Origin of the sequence: Shinella pollutisoli (assembly GCF_024609765.1) — a bacterium.
GTDB classification, from domain to species: domain Bacteria; phylum Pseudomonadota; class Alphaproteobacteria; order Rhizobiales; family Rhizobiaceae; genus Shinella; species Shinella pollutisoli.
The window spans coordinates 67,461-93,836 of sequence record NZ_JANFDG010000017.1; the positions used below are offsets into that span (position 1 = coordinate 67,461).

Sequence of the window (26,376 nt, forward strand, 5' to 3'; positions counted from 1 at the left end):
GCGGCCTCAGTGGGTTGCGGCGAGGAACTGCCTGAGGTCGGGGTCCTTCGGCGCGCCGAAGAGCTCGTCCGGCGGCGCGATCTCGGCCATGACGCCCTTGTGGAAGAAGGCGACGCGGTCGGAGACCTCGCGGGCGAACTTCATCTCGTGGGTGACGCAGATCATCGTCATGCCCTCGGAGGCGAGCAGGCGCAGCGTGTCGAGCACCTCGCCGACGAGCTGCGGGTCGAGCGCCGAGGTCACCTCGTCGAACAGCATGTAGTCCGGCGACATGGCGAGCGCGCGGGCGATCGCCATGCGCTGCTGCTGGCCGCCGGAGAGCCGCGACGGGTAGACCTTCAGCTTGTCGCCGAGGCCGACATGGGTGAGCTGCTTGACGGCGATGGCGTCGGCCTCCGCCTTCGACAGGCCCAGCACCTTGCGCGGCGCGAGCGTGACGTTCTCCAGCACGGTCAGGTGCGGGAAGGCGTTGAACTGCTGGAAGACGATGCCGAGCTTGCGGCGCAGCTTGTTGAGGTCCGTGCCCTTGGCGTGGACGTCGGTGCCGTCGACGACGATGCGGCCGCTGTCGATCGTCTCCAGCCCGTTGATGCAGGTGAGCAGCGTCGACTTGCCCGAGCCCGAGCCGCCGATGACGGTCAGCACCTCGCCCTTGGGAACGGTGAGGTTGATCCCCTTCAGGACTTCGAGCTGGCCGAAGGATTTGCGAACGTTTTCGATCTCAATCATTGGGGGACCACCGTTTTTCGAGATACCCGCCAAACCGGGCGACGGGGAAGCTGATGATGAAGTAGATGGCGCCGCAGATGATGAGGATGAACAGCGGCTCCTGCAGGCGGGTGACGAGGATCTGCGAGGCGCGCAGGAGCTCGATCAGGCCGAGCCAGAGCACCAGCGCGGAATCCTTCATGACGCCGAGCGTGAGCCCGATCCAGGCCGGCAGCGACACGCGGGTGGCGAGCGGGAAGACGATGTAGCGCATGTCCTGGAACCAGGTCAGCCCGAGCGAGCGGGCCGCGCGGCGGGTGGTCGGCGGCACGGCGCCGATGCCGCCGCGCACGATCTCGGTGCAGTAGGCCGCCGTATAGAGCGACAGCACCACGCAGGAGGTCGTGAACGGACCCCAGCCGAGCCGCATGATCGACTGCAGCGCATTGCCGAGCACGAGCTGGATGAGCAGCGGCACGGAGCGGAAGATGTCCAGCACGAAGGTGAGCGGCGCGGCCCAGTAGGGGCCGAGCTGGAAGCGCAGCACGCCGAAGAGGATGCCGAGCACGGTGCCGGCGGCGACCGACACGGCGGTGACGGCAAGCGTCATCGCCGCGCCTTGGGCGAGGAAGGCCAGATCGTTCCAGCTGAGGGCGGTTTCGAACATTCCCTGTCCTCCCTCAGTAGCGGAACATGCGCGCGGCGAAGAGCCGGGCGGCGAGCGTCACGGCCTTGGCGATCACGTAGTAGATCACCGCGGCGAGCGCGAAGAATTCGAAGGTGCGGAACGAGCGGGCGTTCAGCTCCTGGGTGACGCCGGCGAGGTCCGTGTTCATGCCGACGGTGACGCCGAGCGAGGTCATCAGGATCGCCCAGACCATCTGGTTGGTGGCTGGCAGGAAGGCGATGCGCAGCATCTGCGGCAGCACGATGTAGCGGAAGGCCTGCAGCGAGGTCATGCCGAGCGAGCGCGCCGCGCGTGTCTGCGTGTCGGGAATGGCCTTCAGCGCGCCGCGGAAGTTCTCCGCCAGATAGCCCGCGTTGTTGAAGGCGATGCCGACGAGCAGCGCCGTGTAGGGGCTGAGGTGGATGCCGAAATTGCCGAGGCCGAAATGGGCCATGTAGATCTGGAACAGCGCCGGCGTGTTGCGGGCGATCTCGACCCAGGCCGTGGCGAAGCCGCCGAGGATGCGGTTGCCGGAGAGCCGGAACAGCGTCAGCGCGATGGCGCAGGCGAGCCCGATCGCCATGGAGAGCAATGCGATCTGCAAGGTCACCAGGGCGCCGTCGAGCATCTGCGGCAGTGCCCGGAGCGCCTGGTTCCAATGGAATGTATAGTTGAACATAGCCGCCTCACCTCTCGAAAGGAGCGACGGCGCGGAACTTGCGGTCCGCGCCGTTCAGGAAACGGTCAGATCAGCGGTAGGCGCCGTTCACCGTCAGGTCGGGCAGTTCGCCGCCGACCCACTTCTCGTAGAGCTCGGCGTAGCGGCCGGTGCGGACCTGCTGGTTGATGAACAGGTTCAGGTAGTTGAGGAAGCCGTATTCCTCGCGGTTGGTGAAGAGCGCGACGTAGTCGATGTCGAAGGGCGCCTTGCCGACGACGGAGATGCCGGGGAACTTGCCGGTCTTGACGTTGGCCTGGGCGACGGTCGAGGTGGAGACCGTGGCGTCGATCTGGCCCTGGCTCAGCGCCAGGAAGACGTCGGCCTGCGTCTGGTACGGGCGGAACTCGCCTTCGCCCCATTCCTTGACCTGGTTCTCGAGCGCGATCGCCTCGAACGTGCCGGCGGTGGCGCCGACGACCTTGCCCTTCATGCCCTCGAAGGAGGTGATGCCGGACTTGTCGTTGGCGGTAACGGCCATCTCGAAGGCGAAGTAGGGGATCGTCATGCCGACGGTCTTGGCGCGCTCCAGCGTGTCGGAGGTGGAGGCGACGCCGACGTCGACGCGGCCGGACATCAGGGCCGGAATGCGCTCGGGGAACGGCGTCTCGACGATTTCGGCGGTGACGCCGAGCGCCTTGGCGAGGTCGTTGCAATAGTCGACGTCGAAACCGATCGGGTTGTTGTTCTCGTCGCGCGAGCCCATCGGCGGGAAGTCGAGCACGACGGCGCAGCGCAGCGTGCCGGAGGCGATCACGTCATCGAGCTTGTCGGCGAAGGCCGGACCCGTGGACGCGACCGCAGCGGCGAGGCCGAAGGCGAAAACCGTGGATTTCTTCATTTCTCTCTCCCTGAGTTGGCAGCGCTTGTCACGCTGTCGTCGCTATTTCACGTCGCAGATTAGAAATCAATGGAAAAATACAAGGAATATACAATACGTATTAACAATCGTCAGCCAAAACCTCCGCGTCGGGTGCCTTCCGTTACCCGGAAGGCACCCGTTTTTTCAATCCGTCGCCTACCTTAGCGCAAAAATTCCTCCGGCAGCAGGCCTTCCGGGAAATTCTGGTAGGAGACCGGCCGCAGGAAGCGGCGGATGGAGAGCGTGCCGACGCTCGTCGCACCGAAGTTCGTGGAGGCCGGGTACGGGCCGCCGTGCACCATGGAATCGACCACCTCGACGCCGGTCGGGAAGCCGTTGACCAGCACGCGGCCGGCCTTGCGCTCCAGGATCGGACGCAGGCGGCGGGCGGCGTCGAGGTCGGCGGCGTCCATGTGGAGCGTCGCGGTGAGCTGGCCCTCGAAGCCCTTGGCGAGGCCCACCATCTCGTCGAGCGAGCCGACGCGCACGACGAGGCCGAGCGGGCCGAACACCTCTTCCGACAGCGCGTGATCGGCGAGGAATTTCTCGCCCGTCGTCTCGAACAGGTTCGGCGCGGCGGAGCGTTCGGAGGAGTCCGTCACCAGCAGCGGCTTGACCGCGTTGCGCGTGGTGAAGCGTTCCTTCCCGTCGCGATAGGCCTTGGCGATGCCGTCCGTCAGCATGGTCTGCGGCGCGGCCTTGCCGAGCGCGGCGACGGCGGCGGTCGTGAAGCGGTCGGCGTCCGCGCCGTCGATCACCACGGCGATGCCGGGATTGGTGCAGAACTGGCCGGCACCCATCGTCAGCGAGCCGGACCAGCCCTCGGCCAGCGTCTCGGCCCGCGCCTTCAGCGCCTCGGGCAGCAGGAACATCGGATTGACCGAGCCGAGCTCGCCGAAGAAGGGGATCGGCTGCGGCCGTGCGGCGCAGAGGTTGAAGAGCGCGCGTCCGCCGGCGAGCGAGCCGGTGAAGCCGACGGCCTGGATCAGCGGATGCTGCACCAGTGCCTCGCCGACCTGGCGGTTGCCGCCCTGGATCAGCGAGAAGACGCCCGGATGCACGCCGGTCTTCTTGATGGCGGCGTCGATCGCCTGGGCGACGATCTCGCCGGTGCCGGGATGGGCGGAGTGGCCCTTGACGACGACCGGGCAGCCGGCCGCGAGCGCGGCCGCCGTGTCGCCGCCCGCCGTCGAGAAGGCGAGCGGGAAGTTGGAGGCGCCGAAGACGGCGACCGGGCCGACGGGACGCTGCAGCAGGCGGATTTCCGGGCGCGGCGCCGGCTGGCGTTCCGGCAGCGCCGCGTCGAAGCGGCGGTCGAGATAGTCGCCCTTCTCGATATGGTCGGCGAAGAGGCGGAGCTGGCCGGTGGTGCGGCCGCGCTCGCCCTGAAGGCGCGCGACCGGCAGGCCGGTCTCCTGCGTGCCGATCTCGGTGATGTCGTCGGCGCGCGCCTCGATCTCGTCGGCGATCGCCCGCAGGAAGGCCGCGCGCTCCTTCGCCGTCGAATAGCCGTAGCTCCAGAAGGCCTCCTCGGCGGCTTCCGCGGCGCGGTTCACCAGCTCGACGGTGCCGGCGGCGAACTCATGGGCCGGACCGTGCGCGGGCGCGGAGGAGAAGGTGCCGTTGCCCGCCAGCCATTCGCCGGCGACAAGGTGTTTTCCGTTGGGGATAAAAGCCATTTGACGTCCCTTTCTGAAGAAGCGTGATATGCCTCGGGCAAAATCGGTCCGGGTGAATTGCCCTTGTTGCGCATTTGTATACTCTATGTATGCAGAACATCAACCGCCAACCGCTGCGTTCGGCGTCAATCGGGAGAGACAGAGATGACGGAAACCACCACCCTGACGGTCGAGGCCCTCGCGGAGCGCGTCGCCGCGATCTTCCGCCGCACCGGCCTGAACGACGTCCAGGCCGGGGCGCTGGCGCGGGTGATCGTGGCCGGCGAGCGCGACGCCTGCAAGTCGCACGGCGTCTACCGTATCGAGGGAGCGCTGCGCACCGTCAAGGCCGGCAAGGTGAAGCCGGACGCGATCCCGGAACTTTCCGCCGACGACGGCTCGGCCATCGTCAAGGTGGACGCCAGGGGCGGCTTCGCCAACCCGGCCTTCGAGCTCGGCGTGCCGGCGCTGGCCGAACGGGCGCGCCGCCTCGGCCTCGCCGCGCTGGTCATCAACGACTGCACCCACTTCTCCGCGCTCTGGCCGGAGGTCGAGGCGCTGACCGAGCAAGGCCTCGCCGCGCTGGTCATGTGCCCGAGCTATGCGACGGTGGCGCCGACGGGCGGCAACAAGCCGCTGCTCGGCACCAACCCCTTCGCCTTCGGCTGGCCGCGCAAGGGCACGAGCCCCTACGTCTTCGACTTCGCGACCTCGGTCGCCGCGCGCGGCGAGATCGAGCTGCACCGCCGCGCCGGCAAGAAGCTGCCGGAAGGCTGGGCGATCGATGCCGACGGCAACCCGACCACCGATCCGGAAGCCGCGCTGGCCGGCGCCATGCTGCCCTTCGGCGGGCACAAGGGCTCGGCGATCGGCACGATGATCGAGCTTCTCGCCGGCATCATGATCGGCGACCTGACGAGCCCCGAGGTGCTCGACTATCTCGGCACCACGACGCTCGCGCCGTTCCACGGCGAGCTGATCCTCGCCTTCTCGCCGGAAGCCTTCGCCAAGGGGCGGCCGGGCGATCCCTTCGCGCGCGCCGAGACGCTGTTTCAGACCATCGTCGGCCAGGGCGCCCGCCTGCCCTCGCAGCGGCGCTTCGCGGCGCGGGCGAAGTCGGAGCGCGAGGGCATCGTGCTGACGGCGACCGAGACGGAACAGCTCGACCGGCTGCTGGAGAAGGGCCTCGACGCGGTTTCCTGATCGAAGCAATTCGAGCAAAAGCGTGCAGCGGTTTTGCGCAGGCTTATAGAGACATGTCGAGGCGGCCGTCGCGGATGAACAGCTTCTGCACCTGCTGGACGATCTGCTCGGAATGGGCCTTCGCCAGCCGGTCGGCTCCCTCGACGTCGCGCGCCTCGATGAGGGCGATGAGCTGACCGTGTTCCTCGACGAAGCGCTCGGGGAACTGGTCCTCGTAGGACTGGTAATAGAGCCGCAGGATGCGCCGGCCCTCGTCCAGCAGCCGGCGGAACAGGCCGCTGAAATAGGGGTTGCGGCCGGCATCGGCGATGGCCGCGTGGAAGGCGGCGTTCGTCGCGATCATCGCCAGCGCGTCGCGCGCCTTCACGGCGGCGGCGTAGTCCTCGTGGAAGCCGCGGATGATCTTCAGGTCCTCAGGGCGGTGGTACTGCGCGGCAAGCCGCGTCGTCACCCGGTACATCAGCACCATCGCGTCGAAGAAGGTGTGCAGATTGAGGAAGTCGATGTTCGACACCATGGTCGAGCGGTTCGGCAAGGTCTCGATCAGCCCCTCCCCCGCCAGCCGCACCAGCGCCTCGCGGATCGGCGTGCGCGACATCTTGAACCGCTCGGCGAGCTGCACCTCGTCGACGGGGCTGCCCGGCGGCAGCTTCAGGTCGAGGATCTCGTCGCGCAGAAGGTCGTAGACCATCTTCACGCCGGAGCCTCGCTTGCGCTCGGGAAGCGCGGGGGAAATGGTGTCGGTCATGGAAAATCCTCTTGTCGACATAAGAAATACTTGTATCGTCCGGCAGGTCAACCGTTTCCGCGGCAGCGGAGCCGGACATGCATTCCCAGCAGAGGAAAATGCCATGCGCAGCAGCAAGGTCGTCCATATCGTTTCCTGCCACGCCGAGGGCGAGGTGGGCGACGTCATCGTCGGAGGCGTGGCGCCGCCGCCCGGGCAGACGCTGTGGGAACAGCGCAAGTTCATCGCCGAGGACGGGACGCTGCGCAACTTCGTGCTGAACGAGCCGCGCGGCGGCGTCTTCCGCCACATCAACCTCCTCGTGCCGCCGAAGGACCCGCGCGCGACGATGGGCTTCATCATCATGGAGCCGGAGGACACGCCGCCGATGTCGGGCTCCAACTCGATCTGCGTGTCGACCGTGCTGCTCGACAGCGGCATCGTGCCGATGGTGGAGCCGGAGACGCACATGGTGCTCGAGGCGCCGGGCGGGCTCGTCAACGTTGTCGCCACCTGCAGGAACGGCAAGGCCGAGCGCATCACCGTCACCAACGTCCCCTCCTTCGCCGACCGGCTCGACGCCAAGCTGGAGGTGGAGGGGCTCGGCACGCTCACCGTCGACACCGCCTATGGCGGGGACAGCTTCGTCATCGCCGATGCCCGCGCGCTCGGCTTCTCGGTGACGCCCGACGAGGCGCGCGAGCTCGCCGAGACCGGCATCCGCATCACCAACGCCGCCAACGAGCAGCTCGGCTTCAGCCATCCGGAAAACCCGGAATGGGACCATATCTCCTTCTGCCAGCTCACGCTGCCGGTCGAGGAGCGCGACGGCGCGCTGCACGGGCGCAACACCGTCGTCATCCAGCCGGCCAAGCTCGACCGCTCGCCGACCGGCACCGGCTGCTCGGCCCGCATGGCGGTGCTGCACGCGCGCGGGCAGATGAAGGTCGGCCAGCGGTTCTCCGGCTATTCGGTCATCGATTCGCGTTTCGACTGCCGCATCGCCGGCGAGACGACCGTCGGCGGCCGGCCCGCCATCGTGCCGGAGATCTCCGGCCGCGGCTGGATCACCGGCACCCACCAGGTCATGCTCGATCCGGACGATCCGTGGCCGGCGGGCTACCGGCTGGCCGACACCTGGCCGCGCAAGCGGTAGGTCCGCATGCCGCGCCCGGCGCCGCCGTTTCCGGACCCCAGAAATTTGGCAGGGGCACGCAATAGGCCTTTACAGCCTTCGCCAAACCGTGGAATGTTTTGATCATAAATCAGGCAAGCCTATCACATAGAGCCGCGTCAAGCGGCCGGACGCCAGAGCCGCCCGACCGGGAGAGGAAACCCGCCGGGCCGGATCACGAACGGGGAACCGATGACTCATTCCCGCGCGACCGGGGCCCATGGCGGTGCCATCGGCCTCAACGGCATCAAGAAATGGTTCGGCACCTTTCAGGCTGTCGATGACGTCACCCTCGACATCCGCTCCAACGAATTCTTCACGCTGCTCGGCCCCTCCGGCTGCGGCAAGACCACGCTGCTTCGCATGATCGCCGGCTTCGAGCTGCCGACGGAGGGCAGCCTGACGCTCGACGGCGCGGAGATCTCGAGCCTCCTGCCGAACCAGCGGCCGGTCAACACGGTCTTCCAGAACTATGCGCTCTTCCCGCACCTGACGGTCGCCGAGAACATCGGCTTCGGGCTGAAGATGCTCGGCAGGCCGAAGGCGGAGACCGCCGCCGTCGTCGCCGACATGCTGAAGCTCGTGCATCTCGAAGGGCGCGGCGACGATCCCGTCACCCAGCTTTCCGGCGGCCAGCAGCAGCGCGTGGCGCTCGCCCGGGCGCTGGCCCCGCGGCCCAAGGTGCTGCTCCTCGACGAGCCGCTCTCGGCGCTCGACCTCAAGCTGCGCAAGTCGATGCAGATCGAGCTGAAGCGCCTGCAGGCCGAGACCGGCATCACCTTCATCTTCGTCACCCACGACCAGGAGGAGGCGCTGACCATGTCGGACCGCATCGCCGTCATGTCGAGCGGCAAGGTGCGGCAGGTGGGCACAGCGCGCGAGATCTACGACCGGCCCGCCGACCGCTTCGTCGCCGACTTCATCGGCGAGACGAATTTCCTGGAAGCGACCGTCGAGCGTGTCGAGGCCGGCCGCGCCGTGCTGCGGCTGCCCTCCGGCGCGACGCTGACGGCGGGCCTGCCGGACGGGCTCTCGCCGTCGGGCAAGGTGAGCTTCGTCATCCGCCCGGAGCACGCCGGCCTCGTCGCCGCCGGCAGCGGCACCATCGACGGCACCCTCGGCAACGTCGTCTATTTCGGCACCGACACCCATTACCACGTCCATCTCGACGACGGCGCCACCTTCATCGTCCGCCGGCAGAACGCCCGTGCCGGCGCCTCCGGCGGGCCGGAGGCGGGCCAGCGCGTCGGCATCCTGTTCGGCGAGGACGCCGCGCAGATCCTGAGGGACTGACCATGGCGAGCGAGGTGGAGCGGATCGGCAGGGAGCGGGAGAGGAAGGACATCCGCGACCGCTGGCTGCTCAGCGCGCCGGCGCTCGTCATCGTCTTCCTCGCGGCGGTCGGGCCGCTTTTCGTCATGCTGCTCTATTCCTTCATGGTGAAGGGCGACTACGGCGACGTCAGGCCGGGGGAATTCTCGCTGGAGGGCTGGGTCTCGGTCTTCTTCCAGCGCGACATCTTCGATGACACGCTGGGCCTGGCGGACGCGCACCTGTCGATCATCTGGCGCTCGATCCAGCTCTCCTTCCTGACCACCGTGCTGACCCTGATCCTCGGCTTCCCGACGGCCTATTTCATCGCCACCCGCCCGCCGCACACCCGGGAGATCTGGGTCTTCCTCGTCACCATCCCCTTCTGGACCAACCTCCTGATCCGCACCTTCGCGATGCAGCAGGTCATCCGCAACGAGGGCCTCCTGAACAACGCGCTGATCTGGCTCGGCGTGATCGAGAGGCCGCTGCAGATCATGTACACCGACACGGCCAACCTGCTCGGCATGACCTATGTCTACCTGCCGCTGATGGTGCTGCCGCTCTACGCCTCGATCGAGAAGCTCGACTTCCGGCTGGTGGAGGCGGGATACGACCTCTACGCCACCCGCTTCCAGGTCCTGCGGCGGATCGTCATCCCGCTGGTCAGGCCCGGCATCATCGCGGGCTCGATCCTCGTCTTCATCCCGTCGCTCGGTGCCTACGTCATCCCGCGCGTGCTGGGCGGCGGCAAGAACATGATGCTCGGCAACCTGATCGAGCTGCAGTTCGGCGCGGGCCGCAACTGGCCGCTCGGCGCGGCGATGTCGATCACGCTGATGGCCCTGGTGATGGTCGCGCTGATCGTCTACGTCCGCAACGCCTCGCGCGGGGGAGCGGGCCATGTTTAGATCGCATTTCGACGTCCGCGCCCAGCCCGGCTTCGGGCTGATCACCCTGTTCACGTTCTTCGCGCTCTATCTGCCGATCGCCGCCCTCGTCGTCTATTCCTTCAACGGGTCGGAATCGCTCTCGCGCTGGGACGGTCTTTCGACGCGCTGGTTCGTCGCCGCCTGGCACAATTCGGCCGTCCAGGACGCGGCCGTCCGCTCGCTGGTCATCGCGCTGTGGGCCGCCTTCCTCGCGACCTTCGCCGCGACCATGGCGGCGCTTGCGACGACGCGCACGGCGCCCTACCGCGGCCTGACCTTCAAATATGCGCTCATCAACCAGCCGCTCATGGTGCCGGAGATCGTCACGGCCGTGGCGCTGCTCATCGTCTTCTCGCGCATCAAGGTGTGGACCGGCTATTCGGGCCTCGGCTACCTGGTCATGGCCCACACCGCCTTCTGCATCCCCTTCGCCTACCTGCCCATCCGCGCCCGGCTGGAGAGCATGGACCTGACGCTGGAGCGGGCGGCGGCGGACCTCTACGCCACCCGCTGGATGACCTTCCGCCACGTGACCCTGCCGCTCCTGCGCCCGGGGATCATCGCCGGCTTCATGCTGGCCTTCGTCATCTCGCTCGACGACGTCGTCATCACGGAATTCGTCAAGTCCGGCGGGCAGGATACCCTGCCGACCTACATGCTGGGCCAGATCCGGCGCGAGACCACACCCGAGATCAACGCCATCGCCACGGTCTTCCTTGCGCTTTCGACGGTTCTCGTCGTGGTCTTCTTCTTCGTCAACAGGCGGAAAACGTGACATCATCTCGACAACAAGCGACAGAGAGGAACAGAGAATGAAAGCGACATGGATGACGACGACCGCGGCAGCGGCGATTGCGATTCTGGCCGGCGCGGGCGCCGCCTCGGCGGCGGGCCAGCTCAACATCTACAACTGGGGCGACTACACGAACCCGGAGCTGATCAAGAAGTTCGAGCAGCAGTTCGACGTCAAGGTGACGGTCACCGACTACGATTCGAACGACACGGCGCTCGCCAAGGTCCGCGCCGGCGGCCACGGCTTCGACATCGTCGTGCCGTCGGCGAACTACGTGCAGATCTGGGTCAAGGAGGGCCTGCTGGAGGAGGCGCGGCCGGACCAGATGGAGAACTTCAAGAATGTCGACGAGCGCTGGGTCGACGTGCCGTGGGATCCGGGCCGCCACTATACCGTTCCGTGGCAGTGGGGCCTGACCGGCATCGGCATCAATACCTCGGTCTACAACGGCGACATCAACACCTCGGCGATCTTCCTCGATCCGCCCGAGGAGCTCGTCGGCAAGATCAACGTGGCGCCGGAAATGAACGACGTCCTCTTCGCCACGATCAAGTATTTCGGCGGCGACTGGTGCACTGAGGACAAGGAGGTCCTGCGCAAGGTCCGCGACAAGCTCGTGGAAGCGAAGTCGAAATGGCTCGCCATGGACTACAGCGTGACCGAGAAGCTGCCCGCCGGCGACTACGCGGCCGTCTACTACTGGAACGGCGCCATCATGCGCTCGCGCGAGAAGAACCCGGACATCAAGTTCGGCTATCCGAAGGAGGGCTTCCCCTTCTTCATGGACAGCGTCGCGATCCTCAAGGACGCGAAGAACGCCGAGAACGCCAAGCTGTTCATGAACTTCATCATGGATCCGGAAAATGCGGCCCTGATCTCCGCCTTCGCGAAATATGCCAACGGCATCAAGGGCTCGGAGAAGTTCATGCCGCCGGAAATGCAGACGGCGCCCGAGCTGACCGTCCCGGCCGAATTCCAGTCGGCGGGCGAGTTCCTCGAAAGCTGCGAGCCGCCGGTCCAGGAACTCTACACCAGGATCTGGACCGAACTGCAGAAGTAAGCGGCCCGGCCCGCATATCGAAAGGAGTGCCGGACGCGGGGAGGCTTCGCGCCTTCCCGCGCTCCGGTTGACATGACGATGATCAAGACCTTCAAGGAGGCGCACGGCTTCGCCCGCGCCGACGTGACGCTCGCCAACTGGCGCACCGCCCCCTACAGCCGCTGGAGCTTCCAGAACGTGCGCGATCTCGTGCCGACGGCCCCGATCGCCGCGCAGGCGCCGGCCGCGGAGGTGCCGATCGCCTCCGACGCCTTCCTCGACGCGCCGATGGAGACCGGGCTCGACGGCGCGTCGACGGCCCGCGCCTTCCTCGATTACGCCCATACCGACGCCTTCGTACTGATGCGCGGCGGCGAGATCGTCGCGGAACATTACGCCCCGCACTGCGATCCGAACGCCCCGCATCTCGTCTTCTCCATCTCGAAGTCGATGGTCGCGCTCCTTTCCGGCCTGCTGGAAGCCGAAGGCCTCATCGATCCCGACCGGCCGGTGACGGACTACCTGCCGGAGGCGAAGGGCAGCGTCTACGGCGACTGCGCCTGGCGCGACGTGCTCGACATGCGCGTCAGCCTCGATTTCGAGGAGGCCTATCTCGATCCGCTGAGCGACTTCGCCCGCTACCGCCGCGCCATGCTGTGGAACCCGCCGGAGCCCGGCCTTCCCGCCGAGACGCTCGCCGATTTCCTGCTCACCCTTCGCAAGGCCGGGCACCCGCATGGCGGCCCCTTCTACTACGCCTCGCCGAATGCCGACCTCCTCGGCGTCGTCGTCGAGCGCGTCACGGGCGCGCGCTTCTCCGATCTCTTCTCCGAGCGCATCTGGAAGCCGATGGGCGCGAAGGGCGACGGCTGCGTCACGGTCGATGCGATCGGCACGCCCCGCACGGCGGGCGGCGTGTGCGTGCGCGCCCGCGACCTCGCCCGCCTCGGCGAGTTGCTGCGCAACGACGGCGTGAAGGACGGCCGGCGGATCGTGCCGGCCGGCTGGATCGCCGACATGCGCGAGAACGGCGACCGCCAGGCCTGGCAGGAGGGCCGCAACGTCGACCTGCCGAACGGCCGCTACCGCAGCCAGTGGTACCAGTCCGGCGAGGCGGACGGCACCTTCTGCGCGATCGGCATCCATGGCCAGTGGCTCTATGTCGACCCCAGCACCGAGACCGTGATCGTCAAGCTCTCCTCCCAGCCCGACCCGCTCGGCGACGAGGAGAACCAGGACATCTTCGCCTTCTTCCGCGCGCTCTGCCGCCGGCCGGCGTGACGCGAACCATCGGGAACAGCCATGCAGACCGAAGCGACATACATCATCCGCAATGCGCGCGTGCTGACGATGGACGACGCCAACCCGCGCGCCGAGGCGGTGGCAATTTCCGCAAACCGCATCCTGGCGGTGGGCTCGGAGGCCGAGGTCGACGTCTATTCCGGCCCGGATACCCACGTGATCGACGCGGGCGGCGGCACGGTGCTGCCGGGCTTCAACGAGGCCCACATGCACATCTTCGCCGGCTCCGCCGAGCTCGACGAGCTCTCGCTTGCCGGCGTCAAGGGCTTCGATGCGCTGGAGAAGGCGATCAGGGCCTATGCGGCCGAATATCCCGACCGCCGCCTGCTCGTCGCCCAGCAGGCCGAATACACAATCCTGTCCGACACCGAGCGGCTGACGCGTCACCATCTCGACCGCATCCTGCCCGACCGGCCGCTCTTCGTCGGCGCCTACGACCACCACACCGGCTGGGCGAACACCGCCGCGCTGAGGATGGCGGGCATCCTCGAAGGCGGCGACGTCGGCGTCGGCAACGAGATCGTCATGGGCGAGGACGGGCTTGCCGACGGCGAGCTGCGCGAGAGCGACGCCATGGGGCCGGTCACCGCCTTCGGCGAGACCGGCGGGCGCGGCATGCTCGGCATCACCACCGGCGGCGAGCCGGAAAACGTCACGCCGCAGGCGCGCGCGGGCGACATCGAGGTCTTGAAGAAGGGCCTCGCCTATTGCGCCTCGCTCGGCATCACCTCGCTGCAGAACATGGACGGCAACCTCTACCAGCTGGAGATGCTCGAGGAGATCGAGCGCACGGTCGGCCTGCCGGTGCGCGTGCGCATGCCCTTCCACATGAAGAATTTCATGCCGCTCTCCGACCTGACGGAAAAGGCCGTCGCCTGGCGCGCGCGCTTCGACACCGACCGGCTGCGTTCGGATTTCGTCAAGCTGTTCATGGACGGCGTCACCGAATCCGGCACCGCCGTCTTCGTCGACGACTATTGCCACCGGCCGGGCTGGAAGGGCGAGCCGCTGTTTTCGCAGGCGCATTTCGACGATATCGCGACCGCCGCCGACCGGCTCGGCCTGCAGGTCGCGGTGCATGCCATCGGCGACGGGGCGGTCAACATGGTGCTGAACGGCTACGAGGCGGCGATCAGGGCGAACGGCACGCGCGACAGCCGCCACCGCGTCGAGCATATCGAGGTGATCCAGCCCGCCGACATCCCGCGCTTCAAGGCGCTCGGCGTCGTCGCCTCGATGCAGCCGGTCCATCCGCCGGGCATCGGCGACCTGCCGCTCGAGCCCTATCTCTCCTATATCGGCGAGGCGCGCTGGTCCCGTGCCTTCGTCTGGCGCACGCTGGTCGAGGCGGGCGCGAAGATCGTCTTCTCCACCGACTGGCCAGTCTCGCCGCTCGATCCGATGAACTGCATCCAGTGCGCGATGACGCGCAGCATCTGGAAGGAGGGACTCAAGGACGAGCGGCTTTCGCTCGCCGAGACGCTCGCCGCCTATACCCGGGCCGGCGCCTGGGTGGAGTTCATGGAGGATCGCAAGGGCGTGCTGAAGGCGGGCTATCTAGCCGACATCGTCGTGCTCTCCGGCAATGTCGAGGCGGTCGCCTACGAGAACCTCGCCTCGATCCGCCCGGTCACGACGATCTGCGACGGGCGCATCACCTTCCAGGCCTGACGGAGGCCCTTCCGGCGGCCGGCTTTCCGTGCGATAGGCCGGTCGTTCTTCCCGGGGCCGGTTCCCATGTATCTCGCCGAAATCCTCGCGCTCAGCGCCGCCGTCTGCATCGCGATGAGCGGCATGCTCGTCAGCGAGCTGCAGGGCCGCCTGCCGCTCTTCGACCTCGCCCGCCTGCAGATGCTCGCGGCCTTCGCCATGACCGCCGCCGCCTCGCTCGCGGTCGGCGGCTGGCGCAGCGTCGAGCCGTGGCATCTCGGCTTCCTCGCCGCGTCGAGCCTCTTCGGCATCATCCTCGCCAGCACCACCTATTTCGCGACGATCTACATCGCCGGGCCACGCACGATGGCGCTGCTCTTCTCGCTCACCTCGCCCTTCGCCGTGCTGCTCGGCTACCTCTTCCTCGGCGAGACGATCACCATGCGGCAGGGCGGCGGCATCGCCCTCGTGCTCGCCGGCATCCTGCTCGCCATCGGCCGCCGTCCGGCGAAGGGGCCGCGGCGCAGCGGCGCCCCGCAGCGCGCGGCCTGGCCCGGCATCGCGCTCGGCGTGGTGACCGCGCTCGGGCAGGCGCTCGGCAGCCTCGCCGCTCGCCCGGCCATGGCGGCGGGCGTGGAGCCGTTCACGGCGATGGCGGTGCGCTCGGGCTTGGCCGCGCTGTTCTTCTTCCTGCTTCTCCTCGTGCCGCTCCCCGTGTTCCGCCCCGCCGCCCGCGTCGAGCCGCGTTCCTACGTCTTCGTCGGCGGCTCGGCCTTCCTCGGCGTCGGCCTCGGCATGTCGCTGCTGATGGCCGCGCTCGCCCACGGCAATGTCGGCATCGTCTCGACGCTCTCATCGATGACGCCGGTGCTGATCCTGCCGATGGTCTGGGTGCGCACGGGTATCGTCCCGCCGGCGCCCGCCTGGCTCGGCGCCGCGCTCGCCGTCGCCGGAACCGCCCTGATCAGCCTCGGCTAGATCTGCCGCGCGAGGTCGTAGAGATAGGTGTTCTCCGCCTTCGAGCGGGCGAAGTCCTCCGGCCGGATCTCGGCGAAGAGCAGGGTCTCGCCCTCGGCGGGGGCTTCGGCCAGCAGCCGGCCGTCCGGGGCGGCGATGCGCGAGAGGCCGGCATAGGTGAAGTGGTCGTCGGCGCCGCAATGGTTGACATAGGCGACGAAGACCTGGTTCTCGAAGGCGCGCACCGCGATCATGTGATTGGCGATGAAGGTGCCGGAGGTGCCCTTCGGCAGCGCCGTCGGCACCACCACGAGATCGGCGCCGGCGAGCGCCAGCCGGCGGACGTTTTCCGGGAATTCCACGTCGTAGCAGATCAGCATGCCGAGGCGGATCCCTCCGAGCTCGACCATGATGGAGCCGGGTGCCTCGGGGCGGAACCAGTGCCGCTCGTAGTCGCCGTAGAGGTGGGACTTGCGGTAGACCGCGTTCGTGCCGATGCCGTCGGTGAAGAGCGCGCTGTTGTAGCGCTCGCCGCCGTCCGTCTCGGCGAAGCCCGCGACGATGGCGAGCCCGTTCTCGCGGGCGATGGCGCCGAGCCGTTCGGCGACCACGCCGGAGGCCGGCGAGCCGATCTGCGCGAAGGCCTCGCCCGCCCCGTAGCCGGTGACGGCGAGTTCCGGGGCGATCAGGAGCTTCGCGCCGCCGGCGGCGGCGTCCGCGGCGGCCGCGGCGATGCGGGCGAGGTTCGCCTCGCTGTCGCCGGGGATCGCGCGCATCTGGAGGGCGGCTATGCGCATGGTCTCAATCCCGTGTGGACATGGCGCCGAGCAGCTTCGGCAGGTCACCGAAGCGGGCGACGAGGCTGAAGACGATCGCCGCGATGGCGACGAAGAGGATCGTCACCGAGGCCATCGTCGGCGTGTAGCCGTAGCGCAGCGCGTTGAAGATCTTGATCGGCAGCGTCTCCATCGTGAAGCCGACGGTCATGTAGGCGACGATATACTCGTTGAGCGAGAGCACGAAGGCGAAGGCGTAGCCGGAGACGAGGTAGGGCAGGATCAGCGGCAGGACGACGGTGCGGAAGACCGTGCGGTCGTCGGCCCCCATGGTCGCCGCCGCCTCGACCAGCGAGCGGTCGATTGCGGAGAAGCCGAGCGACAGCGTCACCAGGGGTAGCGTCACGAAGAAGATCGCGTGGCTGACGACGGCGGTCGCCGGCTGGCCGTAGAAGCCGGTCGTCGCCCAGAAGGTGAGCAGCCCGAGCGCGGTGATGACCGGCGGCAGCGTGAAGGGGGCGATGCCGAGGAGCTGGAAGATGTTCGCCCAGCGCGCCTCGCGCCGCCACAGGAACCAGGCGAGCGGCAGCGCGATGACGACCGCCAGCGCCGCCGACAGCGCGGCGAGCACGACCGAGGCGACGAGGGCGCTGCGCCATTCCGGATTGGCGAAGATCTCGCCGTACCAGGAGAGCGAGAAGCCCTGCGGCGGGAAGGCGAGGTTCTGCTTCTCGTTGACCGAGACCCCCGCCACGACGATGAGCGGCAGCGAGAGGAACAGGCCGAAGAGCGCGAAATAGAGCCGTTGCAGGGCGGTGTTCATGCGGCTTCTCCCTTGCGTCCGGCATAGACCGTGAGCGCGACGAGGCCGAGCGTGACGAGCACGAGGAAGACGGCCATGGCGGCGGCGAACGGCATGTTCGACTGGTAGATCGCCTGGTCGGTGATGAGCACGGAGAGCGTCCAGTGCTGCGGCCGGCCGAGGATCTGCGGCAGGAGGTAGGAGCCGAGCGCGAAGATGAAGACCATGATCAGCGTGGCGATGATGGTGTTTCGGAGCGCCGGCACGACGACGGTGAAGAAGGCCTTGAGCGGCGAGGCGCCGAGCGTGCGCGCGGCCTCCGTCAGCGTCGGGTCGAGCCGCACCAGCGCCGGATAGAGCACCAGCACCGTGTAGGGCAGCGCCTGGTAGACCATGGCGGTCAGCACCGCGCCGAAGCTCGGGTTGAGCGCCACGGCCTCCTGCATCAGGCCGAGGGTGACGAGGAGATTGGTGATGCCGGCGGTGCGGGAGAACAGCGTCGACCAGGCGAAGCCGATGATGACCTCGGAGAGCGACAGCACGGAGAGCAGCGCCACCAGCCAGAACACCTGCGTGCGCCGCTTCGAACGGGCGAGCAGGTAGGTGAAGGGCAGCGCCAGCACGACGCAGCAGACGGCGACCGCGACCGCCAGCCCCAGCGAGAAGCCGAGCACCTTGCCGAAGAACAGGCTGAGGAAGCGGGCGTAGTTGTCGAAGACGAAGTCGGGCGAGTAGAAGCCGGCCGGATTGCGCCGGAAGAAGGAGACGGCGATCATCGTCGTGAAGGGCACGACGAAGAAGACGATGAGCATGCCCGCCGGAAAGAGGAGCGGGCCGTAGTCCGAGAATTTCTGCGGCGGTTCGCGTCTCATGACTTCAGCACCACGCAGGCATCCGGGGCGAGCCGCACGCCGACATTCTCGCCGACCGCCATGTCGGGGCGCGCATGCGGCATGGAGACGGCGACGATCTGCCGGCCGGCGGCCTCGACGAAGGTTTCCACCGTGCCGCCGAGATCGCGCACGAAGACGACCGTGGCGGGGATTGCGCCTTCGCCCGGCGCGGTCAGGCGCACTTCTTCCGGGCGGACGGAGATCGTGCCGGAGGTGAGCCCCGCCGGCACGGCGAGGCCCGGGACCGGCGTGCCGAGCACCGCGGCGGTGCCGGACGCGTCCGCCGTGAAGTCGAGGAGGTTGGTCGAGCCGATGAAGTCGGCGACGAATGTGTCGGCGGGGCGGCGGTAGATCTCGACCGGCGGCGCGGCCTGGCGGATCTCGCCGCCGTTCATGACGACCACCGTGTCGGCCATGGTCATCGCCTCGCGCTGGTCGTGGGTGACGACGATGGTGGTGATGCCGAGGCGCTGCTGCAGCTGCCGGAGCTCTACCTGCATCGCCTCGCGCAGCTTGGCGTCGAGCGCGGAGAGCGGCTCGTCGAGCAGGAAGAGTTTCGGCGAGATGGCGAGCGCGCGGGCGATGGCGACGCGCTGGCGCTGGCCGCCGGAGAGTTTTGCCACCGGCCGGTCGGCATAGCCCGGCAGGTGGATCATCGCCAGGAGCTCGTCGACGCGCTTCTTCTGCTCCTCCCTGCCGGCGCCGCGGATGCGCAGCGAATAGGCGATGTTCTCGCCGACCGTCAGATGGGGGAAGAGCGCCAGCGACTGGAACACCATGCCGAGGTCGCGCTTGTGGGTGGGCACATGGGTGATGTCCGCGCCGTCGAGGCGGATCGCGCCGCTGGTCGGCAGGTCGAGGCCAGCGATCATGCGCATCAGCGTGGTCTTGCCGCAGCCGGACGGACCGAGCAGGCAGACGAAGGTGCCGTGCGGCACCGTCAGCCGCACATTGTTGACGGCCGTGAACGAGCCGAACTGCTTCGTCACATTTTCCAAGGTCAGCCCGGACATCGAATCTCCCGCTTGGCGCTGCTTCCGCTCTTGCGCAATTCCTTCGCGGGAAGACCGGTTCCCGCTCTTTCCCGGAATTGCCCCTAAACCCGTGCCGCCGCGCATCCTTGCGGGCACGCGGCGGCGGGGACACAGTATAATACCGGCTTCGGCGATCCGTCAGCCCGCGATCATTTCCGTCCACTTCTGGTTCAGCCAGTCGGACTTGGTCTGGTAGAGGTCGTAGCGCGGGATGATCGGCTCGATGTCCGAGGAGACGGCGGCGAATTCCTCGGCCGTCAGGTCGAGCAGATCGCGCTTGACCGTCGGCGCGGTGCCGACCTTGCGCGACAGCACGGCCTGGATCGCCGGCTGGCTCATGTAGTCGATGAAGACATGGGCCTCTTCGAGCTTGGTCGAGGCACGCGTGACCGCCCAGCTGCCGGCGTCCATGATGCCGCCTTCCTTCGGGAAGGTGGAGCGGACCGGGTTGCCGTCGGCGGCGGCAAGGCCGGTGACGTCGTGGTAATACTGGCCCATCGGGATCTCGCCCGACTTCAGCGACTGCTCGAACTGCGCCTCGTCGCGATACCAGAGCCGGACGTTCGGCTTGACCTCGGCGAGCTTCTCGAAGGCCTTGAGCTGGCCTTCCTCGGTGTCGAGCGCGTTGGTGCCGCCGAAGAAGGTCTTCGCCGTCACTTCCAAGAGGAAGGAGTTGGAGACGAGCGCGAGCAGGCCGAGCTTGTCGGCGTTCGCCGGATCCCACAGCGCGGCCCAGGAGGTCGGGGCTTCCGGATAGACGTCGGTGTTGGTGACGAGCGTGATGTACCAGGCCACCGCGCCGATGCCGGCGATGCGGCCGTCGGGATACTTGTTGACGAAATGGTCGATCAGGTTCGACGCGTTCGGGATCTTGGCGAGGTCGAGCGGCGCCCAGAGATCGGTCGACTGGCCCTTCAGCAGCGAGACCTGCGAGATCATCGAGACGTCGGCGGGCGCCTGGCCGGCCTTGGCCGCCTGCTCCAGCTGCACGAGCCAGGCCTCGCCCGTCGGCTCGGCGATCGATTCGACAGCGATCCCCGTCGCCTTGGTGAATTCCGGGAAGATGTTCTTGTCGAAGGAGTCCTTGAAGTAGCCGCCATAGGCGCCGATCTTCAGCGACTTCTCCTGCGCGCGCAGCACCGCCGGCATGGCGATGAGCGAGGCGCCCGCCACGCCCGCGCCGAGCACCGCGCGGCGGCTGACATTGGTCCCGAGGATATCACGCATCGTCTTTCTCCTGTTGGCCGGCCGGTCTTGGCCGGTCCGGTTCGTTCCCGTTGCAGACAGTTTATCCCAGGCGCTTGCCGCCAAGGAAGGGCCGATCTCCACGAAGTCCAGGATTTTGGAGGCGCGCGGCTCCGGCGCCGGGACCTCGGGGTCCGCTCCTCCGCTCCCATTCTCGTTCCCTGGGGCTTCAGCCCTTGTTGGCGCCAGTATCGCCGCAAACGGACTGGAAAATCAATTGACGATGTTATACGGATCGCCGTGAGAAAAACTCACAACCGATTGCTCTGCCATGGCTTCGCGGCTGCCCCCGCTCAATCCGCTCCGCGCCTTCGAGGCGACCGCCCGCCAGGGCTCGGTCTCGGCCGCCGCGCGCGAGCTGAACGTCACGCACGGCGCCGTCAGCCACCAGATCAAGGCGCTGGAGGAGGCGCTGGGGGCCGCCCTCTTCGAGCGCGGCGGCAAGCGGCTGAAGCTGACGGCGCAGGGCGCGCTGCTGCTTCCCGCCGTCACCTCCGCCTTCGGCGAGATCGCCGCCGCCACCGCGCTGATGAAGCGGCCGGAGGCGAGCGGCGAGCTGACCGTCGCCTGCGTGGCGGGCCTGCTCTCCTTCTGGATCGTGCCGCGGCTCAACCGCTTCACCGAGCAGTATCCGGGCGTCAGCGTCACCTTCATCGCCTCCAACGACGCGGCCAACCTGCGCTCGCCGGACGTCGACGTCTGCGTGCTCTACGGCGACGGCAACTGGCCGGACTGCTGGAAGCGGCTCTGGTCGCACCTGAGGCTCTTTCCCGTCATCAGCCCGACGCTCCTCAACAACCGGCCGCTGCGGACGATCCGCGACCTTGCCGACCACACGCTGATCCACGGCGACGACGGGCGCGAGTGGAACACCTGGCTCGCCGCCGCCGACGCGGTGCACATGCCGCGCGGCCGCCAGCACTTCATGAGCGACGCGCGGCTTTCGACCGAGGCGGCGCTGCACGGCCAGGGCGTGGCGCTCGGCGACACGATCACGGCCGGCAACCTGATTGCCCGCGGCGAGCTCGCCGTGCCCTTCGACCTGACGGTGCCGGCCAATGTCGCCTTCTACGTCGCCTGCCGGCAGGCGCTGCGCCGCGCGCCGATCGTCAAGGTCTTCATCGACTGGCTCTTCGCCTCGCTCGAGGCCGACCGCCTGCCGGAGCCGCAGGCCTCCGCGCGCCTGCTCCTGCGCGGCCGCGGCCGGGCGCAGGAGACCTTCCAGCCCGTTTCCGCGCCGGCGGCGCGCCGTCCCGCGGCGCTTTCCCGGCGCAAGGCCCGAACCTGACCACCCTTCACGGACACGCCCATGCCCCGCTTCAATCCGCTCGTCGAAACGCTTGCCGCCCCGCCCATTCCCTCCGTCTTCGCCTGGGGACGCGCCTATGACGGCCGCAGCGGGCCGATGATCGACCTCTCCCAGGCCGTGCCCGGCTATCCGCCGCATCCGCGCATGCTGGAGCTGCTCGGCGAATGCGCCGCCTCCCGCGCCTTTACCGGCTACGGCCCGATCGAGGGCGAGGACGGGCTGCGCACCGCCTATGCGGAGCACATGTCGGCCGTCTACGGCGCGCCGCTCGCCGCCGGCAATGTCCACGTGACGGCCGGCTGCAACCAGGCCTTCATCTCAGCGGCCATGGCCGTGGCGGGCGCCGGCGACATGGTGCTGATGACCGATCCCTATTACTTCAACCAGGAGACGACGCTGGCGATGCTCGGTGTGCGCACGCGCTTCGCCCCCTGCGATCCGGACAACGGCTTCCTGCCCGACGTTTCGGCGCTCGCCGATGCGATCACGCCGGACGTGCGGGCCGTTGCGCTCGTCTCGCCGAACAACCCGACCGGCGCCGTCTATCCGCCGGCGCTGCTGGCGGCAGTCTACGAGCTTTGCGAAAGCCGCGGCATCTGGCTGATCCTTGACGAGACCTATCGCGATTTCCTCCCCGAGGGTGCGGGCCGGTCGCACGACCTCTTCACCCGCGCCGGCTGGCAGGACACGCTGATCGGCCTCTACAGCTTCTCCAAATCCTTCTGCATTCCCGGCCACCGCCTCGGCGCGATCACGGCGGGCGAGAGGGTGGTCGAGCAGGTGGCGAAGATCATGGACAACGTGCAGATCTGCCCGCCGCGCTCGGCCCAGGCCGCCGTCGCCGCCGCCCTCCCCCTGCTTGCCGACTGGCGCGAGGAGAACCGCCGCGAGATCGCCCGCCGGGCCGAGACGCTGCGGGCGACCATGGCGGGCGTGCCCGGCTGGCGCGTCGGCGCGGTCGGCGCCTATTTCGCCTTCATCGGCCATCCGTTCGAAGGGGCCTCCTCCGCTCATGTCGCGGAGAAGCTGGCGAAGGAGGCGGGCGTCCTCTGCCTGCCCGGCAGCTATTTCGGCCCGCGGCAGGAAGGCTACCTGCGCTTCGCCTTCGCCAATGCCGACCAGGCGACCATCGCCCTCCTGCGCGAGCGGCTCTCCGGCTTCTCGCTTGCCCCTTGACCTTGCCACGGGGGAAGGCTTCACCCTGCGATAAAGCAGACGGGCAATTACCTATGAATGAGCGCGCTTCTTGCCCCTTCTCCCCGCGGGGAGAAGGTCGCGGCAGCGGGATGAGGGGGACGCCGTAGGAAGAATCACGGCCGCCGTGGCGTGTTCTACCCCCTCATCCGGCCCTTCGGGCCACCTTCTCCCCGCGGGGGAGAAGGGGAAACGGAGACGTCGCATTCCATAGGCAATTGCCCCGGCAGAACAGGAGAAGACCCATGAACCAGCACGCTCCCCTTTCCTTCACCGTCGCCGACATGACCTGCGGCCACTGCGTGAAGGCCATCACCCAGGCCGTGACCGCCGCCGTTCCCGGTGCGCAGGTGTCCGTCGACCTTGCCGCCAAGCGGGTGACGGTCGGGAATGCCGCGGACCCGGAAGCCGTGGCGGCCGCCATCGTCGAGGAAGGTTATACGCCGGTGCAGGAAAGCCCTTGACCTTGACATGATGGCAAGGTGCACGATCTATCCCGACACAGGATGAAAGGGTGCGCCATGCTCACCACCGCAGAGCCGGAAGCCCGGCAGACAATCAAGCTATCGATCGCCGACATGACCTGCGCCTCCTGCGTGCGGCGCGTCGAGAAGGCCATTTCCAAGGTGCCGGGCGTCTCCGGCGCCGCGGTCAACCTCGCGACGGAGAAGGCGGACGTCACCTTCGACGGTCAGCCGGACGTTGCGGCCGTCGCCGAGGCCGTCCGGGCGGCCGGATACGGCGTCGTGGAGGAAACCCTCGAATTCCCCGTCGAGGGCATGACCTGCGCCTCCTGCATCGCGCGCGTTGAGAAGGCGCTGAAGGCGGTGCCCGGCGTGCTCGACGCCAGCGCCAACCTGGCGCAGGAACGCGCGCGCGTCCGTTTCGTGAAGGGCGCCGCGACGTTCGAGGACTTCGCCCGGGCGGTGGAGCGCACCGGCTACAAGGCCGTGCGCGAGAGCGGCAGCGACGCCGCCGGGAGCGAGGACGAGCGCCGCGCCGCCGAGGCTTCCGCGCTGTGGCGGGCGCTCGTCGTCTCCGCTATCCTGACGGCGCCGCTCTTCGTCATGGAGATGGGCGCGCACGCCTTCCCGGCCTTCGGCCATTATATCCACGAGACGCTCGGCATGCAGGAAAGCCGGGTGATCCAGTTCGTGCTGGCGACCCTCGTGCTCGCCGGTCCCGGCCGGCGCTTCTACGCCAAGGGCGTGCCGAGCCTCATCCGGCTCGCGCCGGACATGAACGCGCTGGTCGTCATCGGCGCCTCGGCGGCCTGGATCTTCTCCACCGTCGCCACCTTCGCGCCGGGCTGGCTTCCGGGCGGCACGGCCAAGGTTTATTTCGAGGCGGCGGCCGTCATCGTCACGCTGATCCTCGCCGGCCGCTACCTGGAGGCCCGCGCCAAGGGTCGCACCGGCGAGGCGATCCGCCATCTCGCCGGGCTTCGCGCCCGCTCCGCCCGGGTCGTGCGCGACGGCGGCACCGAGGACGTGCCGCTGGAGGCCGTCGTGCCGGGCGACCACGTGCTCGTGCGCCCCGGCGAGAAGGTGCCGGTCGACGGCGAGGTGACGGAGGGCGCCTCCTTCGTCGACGAGTCGATGATCACCGGCGAGCCCATGCCGGTCGAGCGCAAGGCGGGCGACACGGTCACCGGCGGCACGGTCAACACGACCGGCTCCTTCACCTTCCGCGCCACCCGCGTCGGCGCCGACACGGTGCTGTCGCAGATCATCCGCATGGTCGAGGACGCGCAGGCCGCCAAGCTGCCGATCCAGGCGCTGGTCGACCGGGTGACGCAATGGTTCGTGCCGGCCGTCATCGCCGTCGCGCTCCTCACCTTCATCGCCTGGTTCCTGCTCGGCCCGGACCCGGCGCTGGGGCATGCGCTCGTCGCTGCCGTCGCCGTGCTGATCATCGCCTGCCCCTGCGCCATGGGGCTCGCGACGCCGACCTCGATCATCACCGGCACGGGCCGCGCCGCCGAGCTCGGCGTGCTCTTCCGCCAGGGCACGGCACTGCAGACGCTGGAGGGAACCGACATCGTCGCCGTCGACAAGACCGGCACGCTCACCCTCGGCCAGCCGACGCTGACGGAGGTGATCCCGGCGGACGGTTTTTCACGCGGCGAGGTGCTGGCGCTGGTCGCGGCGGCGGAAGTCCATTCGGAGCACCCGATCGCGCTGGCGATCCACAAGGCCGCCCTTGAAGAAGGCATCGACCTGCCGGCCGCGAGCGGCTTTGCCGCGACCTCCGGCCAGGGCATCGCCGCCGACGTCTCCGGCCGTCGCGTCGAATCCGGCTCGGTCGGCTTCATGCGGGGGCTTGGCCTCGACGTCGCGCCCTTCGCCCGCGATGCCGAAAGGCTCGCCGCCGAGGGCGCCTCGCCCCTCTATGCCGCGATCGACGGCAGGCTCGCCGCGCTCTTCGCCGTCACCGACCCGGTGAAGCCGACGACGAAGGAGGCGATCGCTGCCCTGAAGTCCCTCGGCATCACGGTGGCGATGATCACCGGCGACAACCGGCGCACGGCGGAAGCGGTGGGTGCGGCGCTCGGCATCGACCGGGTGATGGCCGAGGTGCTGCCGGAGGGCAAGGTCGCGGCCGTGCGCGATCTCGCCGAGGGCGGCACGAAGAAGGTCGCCTTCGTCGGCGACGGCATCAACGATGCGCCCGCACTCGCCGCCGCCGATACGGGCATCGCCATCGGCACCGGCACGGACGTCGCCATCGAAAGCGCCGACGTGGTGCTGATGGCCGGCGACATGCGCGGGGTGGCAACCGGTATCGCGCTGTCGCGCGCGACGATGCGCAACATCCGCCAGAACCTGTTCTGGGCCTTCGGCTACAACGTGGCGCTGATCCCGGTCGCCGCCGGCCTGCTCTACCCGGCCTTCGGGCTGCAGCTCTCGCCGGCGCTCGCCGCCGGCGCCATGGCGCTCTCCAGCGTCTTCGTCGTCACCAATGCGCTGAGGCTGAAGCGCTTCAGCCTGGGCTTCGGCAGGGAGGCGCGGCGATGAACATCGGCGAGGCGGCGGAGGCGACGGGCGTCACGCCCAAGATGATCCGTCACTACGAGGCGATCGGCCTCATCCCGGCGGCCGGGCGCACCGGCGCCGGCTACCGCACCTACGGGCCGAGGGACCTCTCCACCCTCGGCTTCATCCGCCGCGCCCGCGACCTCGGCTTCTCCATCGCCCAGATCCGCGAGCTCCTGGCGCTCTGGCAGGATCGCGCCCGCGCCTCCGCCGACGTCAAGCGCATCGCCGGCGCGCATATCGACGAGATGAAGGCGAAGATGCGGCTGCTGGAGGAAATGGTGCGCACGCTCGAACATCTCTCCGCCCATTGCCACGGCGACGGCCGCCCCGATTGCCCCATCCTCGACCGCCTGGCGGCGGGGGACGGGAAGGATTGCTGCTGAG

At 68.4% G+C, this 26,376-nt stretch carries 25 protein-coding genes; 14 read left to right on the forward strand and 11 right to left on the reverse strand.

The window, feature by feature from the left end:
* Positions 1–6: 6 nt before the first annotated feature.
* The 5 genes from NNZ72_RS15005 to NNZ72_RS15025 all read right to left on the reverse strand — a co-directional run bounded on the left by NNZ72_RS15005 (position 7) and on the right by NNZ72_RS15025 (position 4,634).
* Positions 7–729: an amino acid ABC transporter ATP-binding protein gene (locus NNZ72_RS15005; RefSeq protein WP_257316166.1), complete on the reverse strand. Its 723-nt coding sequence runs from the start codon at positions 727–729 to the stop codon at positions 7–9.
* Complete coding sequence (locus NNZ72_RS15010; protein WP_257316167.1) at positions 722–1,375, reverse strand: amino acid ABC transporter permease; 654 nt, start codon at positions 1,373–1,375, stop codon at positions 722–724. Before NNZ72_RS15010 ends, NNZ72_RS15005 begins: the two co-directional genes overlap by 8 nt.
* A gap of 13 nt (positions 1,376–1,388) precedes the next feature.
* On the reverse strand, positions 1,389–2,054 hold the full coding sequence (locus tag NNZ72_RS15015) for an amino acid ABC transporter permease (RefSeq protein WP_257316168.1): 666 nt from the start codon (positions 2,052–2,054) through the stop codon (positions 1,389–1,391).
* 70 nt (positions 2,055–2,124) lie between these two features.
* Positions 2,125–2,934 carry an ABC transporter substrate-binding protein gene (locus NNZ72_RS15020; protein WP_257316169.1) on the reverse strand — a complete coding sequence of 270 codons (810 nt, stop codon included), beginning with the start codon at positions 2,932–2,934 and terminating at the stop codon, positions 2,125–2,127.
* 182 nt (positions 2,935–3,116) lie between these two features.
* Positions 3,117–4,634 carry an aldehyde dehydrogenase (NADP(+)) gene (locus NNZ72_RS15025; protein WP_257316170.1) on the reverse strand — a complete coding sequence of 506 codons (1,518 nt, stop codon included), beginning with the start codon at positions 4,632–4,634 and terminating at the stop codon, positions 3,117–3,119.
* 144 nt (positions 4,635–4,778) lie between these two features.
* Between NNZ72_RS15025 and NNZ72_RS15030 the strand changes: the two genes are divergently transcribed.
* Positions 4,779–5,816, forward strand: coding sequence for an Ldh family oxidoreductase (locus NNZ72_RS15030; protein WP_257316171.1), 1,038 nt, complete (start codon positions 4,779–4,781; stop codon positions 5,814–5,816).
* Between the two features lie 43 nt (positions 5,817–5,859).
* On the opposite strand, the gene NNZ72_RS15035 is transcribed toward NNZ72_RS15030, so the two are convergent.
* Entirely contained in the window at positions 5,860–6,564 is a 705-nt protein-coding gene (locus tag NNZ72_RS15035; RefSeq protein ID WP_257316172.1) for a GntR family transcriptional regulator, read from the reverse strand.
* 103 nt (positions 6,565–6,667) lie between these two features.
* Between NNZ72_RS15035 and NNZ72_RS15040 the strand changes: the two genes are divergently transcribed.
* The 8 genes from NNZ72_RS15040 (at position 6,668) to NNZ72_RS15075 (ending at position 15,722) form a co-directional block, all read left to right on the forward strand.
* Positions 6,668–7,699, forward strand: a complete 1,032-nt coding sequence (locus NNZ72_RS15040) for a trans-3-hydroxy-L-proline dehydratase (RefSeq protein ID WP_257316173.1) — start codon at positions 6,668–6,670, stop codon at positions 7,697–7,699.
* A gap of 210 nt (positions 7,700–7,909) precedes the next feature.
* Positions 7,910–9,010 (forward strand): ABC transporter ATP-binding protein, encoded by a 1,101-nt coding sequence (locus NNZ72_RS15045; RefSeq protein WP_257316174.1) that lies wholly within the window; start codon positions 7,910–7,912, stop codon positions 9,008–9,010.
* Between the two features lie 2 nt (positions 9,011–9,012).
* Positions 9,013–9,939 carry an ABC transporter permease gene (locus tag NNZ72_RS15050; RefSeq protein ID WP_257316175.1) on the forward strand — a complete coding sequence of 309 codons (927 nt, stop codon included), beginning with the start codon at positions 9,013–9,015 and terminating at the stop codon, positions 9,937–9,939.
* Entirely contained in the window at positions 9,932–10,735 is an 804-nt protein-coding gene (locus NNZ72_RS15055; RefSeq protein ID WP_257316176.1) for an ABC transporter permease, read from the forward strand. The genes NNZ72_RS15050 and NNZ72_RS15055 overlap by 8 nt, the downstream gene beginning before the upstream one ends.
* 37 nt (positions 10,736–10,772) lie before the next feature.
* Positions 10,773–11,813, forward strand: coding sequence for an ABC transporter substrate-binding protein (locus NNZ72_RS15060; RefSeq protein ID WP_257316177.1), 1,041 nt, complete (start codon positions 10,773–10,775; stop codon positions 11,811–11,813).
* Between the two features lie 78 nt (positions 11,814–11,891).
* The gene (locus NNZ72_RS15065; RefSeq protein WP_306766322.1) at positions 11,892–13,073 is read left to right on the forward strand and encodes a serine hydrolase domain-containing protein; all 1,182 of its coding nucleotides are present in this window, start codon (positions 11,892–11,894) and stop codon (positions 13,071–13,073) included.
* Between the two features lie 21 nt (positions 13,074–13,094).
* Positions 13,095–14,765, forward strand: coding sequence for an amidohydrolase (locus tag NNZ72_RS15070; protein ID WP_257316179.1), 1,671 nt, complete (start codon positions 13,095–13,097; stop codon positions 14,763–14,765).
* Positions 14,766–14,831: 66 nt separating this feature from the next.
* Positions 14,832–15,722: a DMT family transporter gene (locus NNZ72_RS15075; protein ID WP_257316180.1), complete on the forward strand. Its 891-nt coding sequence runs from the start codon at positions 14,832–14,834 to the stop codon at positions 15,720–15,722.
* Here the strand turns inward: NNZ72_RS15075 and NNZ72_RS15080 are convergent.
* From NNZ72_RS15080 to NNZ72_RS15100, 5 genes are all read right to left on the reverse strand, one after another.
* The gene (locus NNZ72_RS15080; protein WP_257316181.1) at positions 15,719–16,498 is read right to left on the reverse strand and encodes a carbon-nitrogen hydrolase family protein; all 780 of its coding nucleotides are present in this window, start codon (positions 16,496–16,498) and stop codon (positions 15,719–15,721) included. The genes NNZ72_RS15075 and NNZ72_RS15080 overlap by 4 nt on opposite strands.
* A gap of 4 nt (positions 16,499–16,502) precedes the next feature.
* Entirely contained in the window at positions 16,503–17,300 is a 798-nt protein-coding gene (locus NNZ72_RS15085) for an ABC transporter permease (RefSeq protein WP_257316182.1), read from the reverse strand.
* Positions 17,297–18,151: an ABC transporter permease gene (locus NNZ72_RS15090; protein ID WP_257316183.1), complete on the reverse strand. Its 855-nt coding sequence runs from the start codon at positions 18,149–18,151 to the stop codon at positions 17,297–17,299. The genes NNZ72_RS15085 and NNZ72_RS15090 overlap by 4 nt, the downstream gene beginning before the upstream one ends.
* Complete coding sequence (locus NNZ72_RS15095; protein ID WP_257316184.1) at positions 18,148–19,185, reverse strand: ABC transporter ATP-binding protein; 1,038 nt, start codon at positions 19,183–19,185, stop codon at positions 18,148–18,150. Before NNZ72_RS15095 ends, NNZ72_RS15090 begins: the two co-directional genes overlap by 4 nt.
* A gap of 159 nt (positions 19,186–19,344) precedes the next feature.
* Entirely contained in the window at positions 19,345–20,433 is a 1,089-nt protein-coding gene (locus tag NNZ72_RS15100) for an ABC transporter substrate-binding protein (protein ID WP_306766323.1), read from the reverse strand.
* 289 nt (positions 20,434–20,722) lie between these two features.
* Here NNZ72_RS15100 and gcvA point away from each other — a divergent pair, with 289 nt between their 5' ends.
* The 5 genes from gcvA to cueR all read left to right on the forward strand — a co-directional run bounded on the left by gcvA (position 20,723) and on the right by cueR (position 26,375).
* Positions 20,723–21,739, forward strand: coding sequence for a transcriptional regulator GcvA (gene gcvA / locus NNZ72_RS15105; protein WP_257316185.1), 1,017 nt, complete (start codon positions 20,723–20,725; stop codon positions 21,737–21,739).
* A gap of 21 nt (positions 21,740–21,760) precedes the next feature.
* Positions 21,761–22,936, forward strand: a complete 1,176-nt coding sequence (locus NNZ72_RS15110; RefSeq protein ID WP_257316186.1) for an aminotransferase — start codon at positions 21,761–21,763, stop codon at positions 22,934–22,936.
* Positions 22,937–23,199: 263 nt separating this feature from the next.
* Positions 23,200–23,418 (forward strand): heavy-metal-associated domain-containing protein, encoded by a 219-nt coding sequence (locus tag NNZ72_RS15115; protein ID WP_257316187.1) that lies wholly within the window; start codon positions 23,200–23,202, stop codon positions 23,416–23,418.
* 57 nt (positions 23,419–23,475) lie between these two features.
* Positions 23,476–25,971: a heavy metal translocating P-type ATPase gene (locus NNZ72_RS15120; RefSeq protein ID WP_257316188.1), complete on the forward strand. Its 2,496-nt coding sequence runs from the start codon at positions 23,476–23,478 to the stop codon at positions 25,969–25,971.
* Positions 25,968–26,375 (forward strand): Cu(I)-responsive transcriptional regulator, encoded by a 408-nt coding sequence (gene cueR, locus NNZ72_RS15125; protein ID WP_257316189.1) that lies wholly within the window; start codon positions 25,968–25,970, stop codon positions 26,373–26,375. The genes NNZ72_RS15120 and cueR overlap by 4 nt, the downstream gene beginning before the upstream one ends.
* Position 26,376: the final 1 nt, after the last annotated feature.